Source organism: Acidimicrobiales bacterium (assembly GCA_035512495.1).
In the GTDB taxonomy this organism is placed as follows: Bacteria; Actinomycetota; Acidimicrobiia; order Acidimicrobiales; family CADCSY01; genus DATKDW01.
In genome coordinates, this window is the sequence record DATKDW010000010.1 from 1 (window position 1) to 6,365 (window position 6,365).

At 71.3% G+C, this 6,365-nt stretch carries 7 protein-coding genes; all 7 read left to right on the forward strand.

The window, feature by feature from the left end; genetic code table 11:
- The coding region (locus VMN58_00605) for an S-adenosylmethionine:tRNA ribosyltransferase-isomerase (GenBank protein ID HUF31690.1) at positions 1-835 on the forward strand (835 nt) is incomplete at its 5' end.
- Positions 832-1,935 carry a tRNA guanosine(34) transglycosylase Tgt gene (gene tgt / locus VMN58_00610; protein ID HUF31691.1) on the forward strand — a complete coding sequence of 368 codons (1,104 nt, stop codon included), beginning with the start codon at positions 832-834 and terminating at the stop codon, positions 1,933-1,935. The genes VMN58_00605 and tgt, both read left to right, overlap by 4 nt.
- Positions 1,936-1,996: 61 nt before the next feature.
- A complete protein-coding gene (gene yajC / locus VMN58_00615) occupies positions 1,997-2,275 on the forward strand; it encodes a preprotein translocase subunit YajC (GenBank protein ID HUF31692.1) in 279 nt (92 codons plus the stop codon).
- Positions 2,276-2,283: 8 nt separating this feature from the next.
- Complete coding sequence (gene secD / locus VMN58_00620) at positions 2,284-3,948, forward strand: protein translocase subunit SecD (GenBank protein HUF31693.1); 1,665 nt, start codon at positions 2,284-2,286, stop codon at positions 3,946-3,948.
- Positions 3,945-5,018, forward strand: a complete 1,074-nt coding sequence (gene secF / locus VMN58_00625; protein HUF31694.1) for a protein translocase subunit SecF — start codon at positions 3,945-3,947, stop codon at positions 5,016-5,018. Before secD ends, secF begins: the two co-directional genes overlap by 4 nt.
- Positions 5,018-5,536 carry an RDD family protein gene (locus tag VMN58_00630; protein ID HUF31695.1) on the forward strand — a complete coding sequence of 173 codons (519 nt, stop codon included), beginning with the start codon at positions 5,018-5,020 and terminating at the stop codon, positions 5,534-5,536. Before secF ends, VMN58_00630 begins: the two co-directional genes overlap by 1 nt.
- Before the next feature lie 16 nt (positions 5,537-5,552).
- The coding region (locus tag VMN58_00635; protein ID HUF31696.1) for an HD domain-containing protein at positions 5,553-6,365 on the forward strand (813 nt) is incomplete at its 3' end.

Below are 6,365 nucleotides of genomic sequence, written 5' to 3' on the forward strand. Positions count from 1 at the left end.
CCTGCGCAAGGCGACCGGTGGCGCCGTCGAGGTCCTGCTCCTCGAGCCGGTCGGCGACGGTCAGTGGGAGGCCTTGGTCCGGCCGGGGCGGCGGGTCCCGCCGGGCACCGTCCTCCACCCGACCGAACCGTCGGACCCGGACCTCGAGGTGGAGGTGGGTGAGATCCTCGATGAGGGCCGACGTGTGGTGCGGCTCGTGACCGCTGACGTCGCCGCTGCGCTGGAGGCCCACGGGTCGGTGCCGCTCCCGCCGTACATCACCGAGCCGCTGGGTGATCCCGCCCGCTACCAGACCGTCTATGCCGACCAGCCCGGATCGGTCGCCGCCCCCACCGCCGGGCTGCACCTCACCGACGGGGTCCTCGAGCGCATCCGGGCGAGCGGCGCCGAGCTCCGTGGCGTCGACCTCTGGGTCGGGCTCGGCACGTTCCGCCCGATCAGCGTCGACCACGTCGAGGACCACGAGATGCACACCGAGCGCTACGAGGTCCCCGAGGCGACGTGGGCGGCCTGCCAGGGGGCCGGGCGCGTCGTCGCCATCGGCACCACCACCGTCCGAGCGTTGGAGAGCGCCGCGGCCACCGGCCGGCTCTCCGGGCGCACCGACCTGTTCCTGCGCCCCGGCCGCGACCTCGCCGTCGTCGACGTGCTCCTCACCAACTTCCACCTGCCCCGTTCCAGCCTCTTGGTGCTGGTCGAGACCTTCGCCGGGCCGCACTGGCGGGACCTGTACGCCACCGCGCTGGCCGAGGGCTACCGGTTCCTCTCCTTCGGCGACTGCATGGTCCTGGGTCGGGACGGTGCGGGCGTGGGCCCACCGGTGATGACGCCATGACCCTGTCCGTCGAGGTCGAGGCCAGCGGCGGCGCCGCCCGGGCCACCACCATCACCACGGCCCGAGGCACCGTCACCACACCGTGCTTCATGCCGGTCGGCACCCGGGGCGTCGTCCGGGCCGTGGAGACCGCCGACCTCGAGGCCCTCGGCGCCCAGATCGTGCTCGGCAACACCTACCACCTGCTGTTCCGCCCCGGTCCCGAGGTCGTGGAGGAGCTCGGTGGCATCCACGGGTTCAGCGACTGGGAGGGCCACGTCCTCACCGACAGCGGCGGCTACCAGGTCTTCTCGCTCTCCCCGAAGGTCGACGACGACGGCGTCACCTTCCGCTCGACCTATGACGGCGACGAGTACCGCCTCACCCCGGAGGGCGCCGTCGACGTCCAGATCCGCCTCGGAGCCGACATCCAGATGGTGCTGGACGAGTGCGCGCCGCTGCCCAGCCCCCCCGAGGTCATCCGGGGGGCACTGGAGCGGACCGCGGACTGGGCCGAGCGAGCCCGGCGGGCCTTCCTGGAGCGGGATCTCCCGGCTCGCAACCAGTTCGGCATCGTGCAGGGCGGCGTCGACGCCGCGATGCGGACCGAGAGCGCCCAGCGGACGGTGGCGATCGGCTTCGACGGCTACGCCATCGGTGGGTTGTCGGTGGGAGAGTCACGCGACGAGATGCTCCCGGCCCTGGCGGCCGCCATCGCCGAGCTCCCCGCCGACGCCCCCCGGTACCTCATGGGCCTCGGCGATCCGGTCGGGATCGTCGAGTCCATCGCCCTCGGGGTCGACCTCTTCGACTGCGTCCTGCCGACCCGCTTCGGACGCCACGGAACGCTCCTCACCTCCGAGGGCCGCCTGAACCTGAAGAACAACCGGTTCGCCACCGATGCCGGGCCCCTCGATCCGGACTGCGACTGCCGGGTCTGCCAGCGGTACTCGCGTGCCTACCTGCGCCATCTCTTCAACGTGCACGAGCCCACCGGCCCCCGGCTGACGACCCTGCACAACCTGGCCTGGACGCTGCGCCTCACCCGGCGAGCCCGGGCTGCGGTGCTGGACGGCACCCTCGACGCGCTGCGGGCCGAGGTCGCCGAGGTCTACGAATAGTCCGAAGCGCGCAACTAGCATCGACCGGTCCGTCCCCCGACCCCGGTGGTACCTGGTGGAGTTGCTCGTCCCGATCGCGATCCTCGGCGTGATGTACGCCGTCTTGATCCTGCCCCAGCAGCGGCGGGTGAAGGAGCACCGGGCCTACGTCGCCTCGCTCCAGGTGGGCGATGACGTGGTGACCACGTCGGGGTTGTTCGGCACCGTCACCGCCCTCGATGACGAGCAGGCCCGGCTCCGCATCGCTCCCGACGTCGAGATCACCATGGCCCGCATGGCCATCGCCCGGCCCCAGCCCGCGGTCGTCCCGGCCGACCCCACCCCCGAAGACCCCGAGTAGCTCCCCCCATGCGCCGAAACGGCCTCGCCTCACTCGTCTCCATCGTCGTGCTCGCCATCGGCGGCCTCGGCTGGACCCTCGCCGCCGAGAACGAGCCCCTGCTCGGACTCGACCTGCAGGGCGGCGTGTCGGTCGTGCTCGAGCCCACCGGGGAGTTCGACGAGAGCGCCATCCCCCAGGCGATCGAGATCATCCGCCAGCGCGTCGACGGCATCGGCGTGGCCGAGCCCGAGATCACCCGCCAGGACGACGCCATCGTGGTCCAGCTGCCCGGCATCGCCGACCGCGACCAGGCGCTCGAGCTGGTCGGTCAGACCGCCGAACTGCGGTTCCGCCCCGTGCTCCAGCTGCTCCCGCCCGGCCTCGAGGGACTCGAGCTGCCGGGGGAGGAGCCCGCCGGCGAACCGGACGCCGACGAGCCCGACACCGACGAGCCTGACGCCGACGAGCCTGACGCCGACGACGAGCAGGGCTTCGGCCTCGCCCCCGGCGAGCTCGCCGCCCCACTACAGGCCGAGGACCCGACCGAGTCGGATCCGGCCCCGGACGAGCCGACCCTGACCCCGCCCGCCGGCCAGGATCCCGCGGAGCTGACGCCGCCGGCCCCGCCGGCGCCGACCACTGGAGTCGAGGACCTCGAGCTGACCTCCTCCGACGACGACGATCCCGACCAGCCCGTCACCCTCGGGGAGTTCGACGACGACGGCAACGAGGTCGCCCGCTACCGGCTCGGCCCCGCCGCGGCCACCGGCGAGATCCTGAGCAGCGCGAACGCCCGGATCGAGCAGCTCGGCCAGTGGACGGTCGGCGTGCAGATCCGCGGCGACCGCATCGCGGACTTCAACGTCATCGCCGGCGAGTGCTTCAACGGGGGCCCGAGCTGCCCCACCCGCCAGCTCGCCATCGTGCTCGACGGCCGGGTCGTCTCCGCTCCCTCCATCAACGCCCCGTCGTTCGACGCCGACGGCATCTCCATCAGCGGCGACTTCAGCGAGGGCGAGGCCAAGGACCTGGCCCTGGTCCTGCGCTACGGCTCGCTTCCGGTCGAGCTCGTGGCCCAGCAGACCCAGTCGGTCTCGGCCTCCATCGGCCAGGACGCACTCGACGCCGGCGTCCTCGCCGGCCTCATCGGCCTCGCCCTGGTGACCGTCTACATGCTCGTCTACTACCGCCTCCTCGGCATGGTGGCGATGCTGTCACTGGCGGTCTCGGCTGCGCTGCTCTGGACGATGATCGCCTGGCTCGGCAGCAGCCAGGGCCTGGCGCTCACCCTCGCCGGCGTCACCGGCATCATCCTCTCCATCGGTGTCGCGGTGGACTCCAACGTCGTGTTCTACGAGCACCTCAAGGAGGAGGTCGCTGGGGGTCGCTCCCTGCGGGCCGCCATCGACGGGTCCTTCGCTTCGGCGTTCTCCACCATCGTGAAGGCCGACGTGGCGTCCCTCATCGGCGCCGGCATCCTCTACTGGCTCACCGTCGGCCCGGTCCGCGGCTTCGCCCTCTTCCTCGGGCTGGCCACGCTGCTGGACCTGATCTCGTCGTACTTCTTCATGCGCCCGCTCGCGCTCATCCTGGTGAAGTCGAAGCGGCTGCAGAACCGTCCTCGTCTCTTCGGGATGCCCACGCCCAAGGTCGACCGAGGGCTCGCCATCGACGAAGGAGCGCCGGCATGAGCGTCCGTTCCAAGCTCGCCAGCTTCGACAACGACATCGACTTCCCCCGCCTGTGGCGCATCGGAGCGGTCGTCTCCCTCGTGCTGCTCCTGTTGAGCGGTGGTGCCCTGGTCGGGCGCGGCCTCAACCTGGGCATCGACTTCGAGGGCGGCACCGCATGGGAGGTCCAGGCTCCCGATGCCTCCGTCGCCGATGCCCGAGAGGTCCTCACCCCGCTCGGCCTCGGCAACGCCAAGATCCAGTTCGTCGGCGGCGACAACCTGCGGGTCCAGGCCGAGCCCGGGGACGACGCCGGCCTGGCCGAGGTCACCGTGGCCCTCGCGGAGCTGGCCGGCGCAGATCGCACCGACGTCGCCATCTCGACGGTCGGTCCGACCTGGGGCGATGAGATCCTGGAGAAGGCCCAGCGCGCCCTGATCGTCTTCTTCGTCCTCATCGCGGCGTACATCGCCGTGCGCCTCGAGTGGAAGATGGCCGTCGGTGCCCTCGCGGCGGTGGTGCACGACATCCTCATCGTCATCGGCTTCTACGCCGTGTTCCAGCTCGAGGTCACCCCGGCGACGGTGATCGCCATCCTCACGATCATGGGCTACTCGCTGTACGACACCATCGTCGTGTTCGACAAGGCCCAGGCCAACGCCGAGCGCCCCGCTCTCGCACAGAAGATGAACTACACCGACCTCATGAGCCTCTCGCTCAACCAGGTGCTCATGCGCTCGATCAACACGAGCATCACCTCGCTGCTCCCGGTGCTCTCGATGCTGTTCGTGGGCTCGTTCCTGCTCGGTGCCGTCACGCTCCAGGAGTTCGCCTACGCCCTCGCCGTCGGCCTCGGGATCGGCGCCTACTCGTCGATCTTCGTGGCCACGCCCATCGTGGCCTGGCTGAAGGAGCGAGAGCCCCAGCAGCAGAACCTGCGCCAGCGCCTCGAGGCCCAGAGCGCCCGCCGCACCGGCCAGCCGGTGGCCGCCACGGTCTCGCCGTCCGAGCCCCGCCCGGCCGGCACCGCACCCCTGCTGTCGGGCCGGGTCATCCCACCCCGCCCCCGGAAGAAGGGCAAGCGCCGCTGATGTCCGATCTGCCCCCGCCGCCACCGCCCCCGCCGCCGTCCGAGCCGCCTCCCGCTCCGTCCGCCGGCCAGCTCGTGCCCGTCGGCCCGTGGCCGCGCCTGGGAGCCCGCATCATCGACGGCCTCGTGCTGTTCATCCCCAACGCGATCCTCGCCGCCGTCCTCACCGACGACACCTCGACGAGCTTCAGCGGCGTGGGCTCGGAGAACTTCCTCTACCTGCTCGCCTCGGCGCTGCTCGGTTACGCCTACGCGGTCTGGCTCGAAGCATCCCGCGGTCAGACCGTCGGCAAGATGGTGCTCGGGTTCAAGGTGGTCGGACCCGACGGACGGGTCCCCGCCCCCGACGTGGCCATGCGGCGCAACGCCTGGCTCCTGCTGGGCGTGCTCCCGTTCCTGGGCGCGTTCCTCTCGTTCCTGGCGGCCGTCGCCATTGGCGTGACCATCTCCAAGGACCCGTTCAAGCGGGGCACGCACGACAACTTCGCCGGCGGCTCCGCCGTGGTCCGCTCCCGCTGACCCGTATCCTGATCCGGTGCCGTCCACGGTCGATCGGGTCCTGCCCTGGCGGCGGAGCAGTCCGCCCCCGGCCGAAGAGGTCGCGCCGCTCCTGACGGCGTTCCGGGCCCGGCACGGCCGCGCCGCTCGCACCGACCTGATCACCCGCGCCTACCTGTCGGCGTCGGCCGCGCACCAGGGCCAGGCGCGCCAGTCCGGCGAGGCCTACATCCATCACCCGATCGCAGTGGCCCAGATCGTCGCCGACCTCGGCCTCGACGACATCACGATCGCCGCCGCCCTGCTCCACGACGCGGTCGAGGACACGTCCGTGTCGCTCACCGACGTGGAGGCCGACTTCGGCGCCGAGGTGGCCGCCATCGTCGACGGGGTCACCAAGCTCGACCGGATCCACTTCGACACCAAGGAGCAGCAGCAGGCCGCCACGGTGCGCAAGATGATCGTGGCGATGGCGAAGGACCTGCGGGTCCTCATCATCAAGCTCGCCGACCGGCTCCACAACATGCGGACCATCGCCGGGATGGCCCACGCCAAGCAGGAGCGCATCGCTCGCGAGACCCTCGACATCTACGCGCCGTTGGCCCACCGCCTCGGCATGCAGGACGTGCGCCAGCAGCTCGAGGACCTGAGCTTCGCTGCCCTGCACCCGAAGCGCTTCGCCGAGATCGACCACATGGTCTCTACCCGCACGCCCGAGCGTGACCTCTACCTGCACCAGGTGATCCACCAGGTCGAGGAGCGCCTCGAGGAGCTGCGCCTCACCGCCGAGGTCACCGGGCGGCCCAAGCACATGTGGAGCATCTACGAGAAGATGGTCGTGAAGGGACGG

Coding starts and splice junctions, on each gene's coding strand:
- secF (HUF31694.1), top strand. CDS start 3,945: ATGAGCGTCCGTTCCAAGCTCGCCAGCTTCGACAACGACATCGACTTC.
- VMN58_00630 (HUF31695.1), top strand. CDS start 5,018: ATGTCCGATCTGCCCCCGCCGCCACCGCCCCCGCCGCCGTCCGAGCCG.
- tgt (HUF31691.1), top strand. CDS start 832: ATGACCCTGTCCGTCGAGGTCGAGGCCAGCGGCGGCGCCGCCCGGGCC.
- secD (HUF31693.1), top strand. CDS start 2,284: ATGCGCCGAAACGGCCTCGCCTCACTCGTCTCCATCGTCGTGCTCGCC.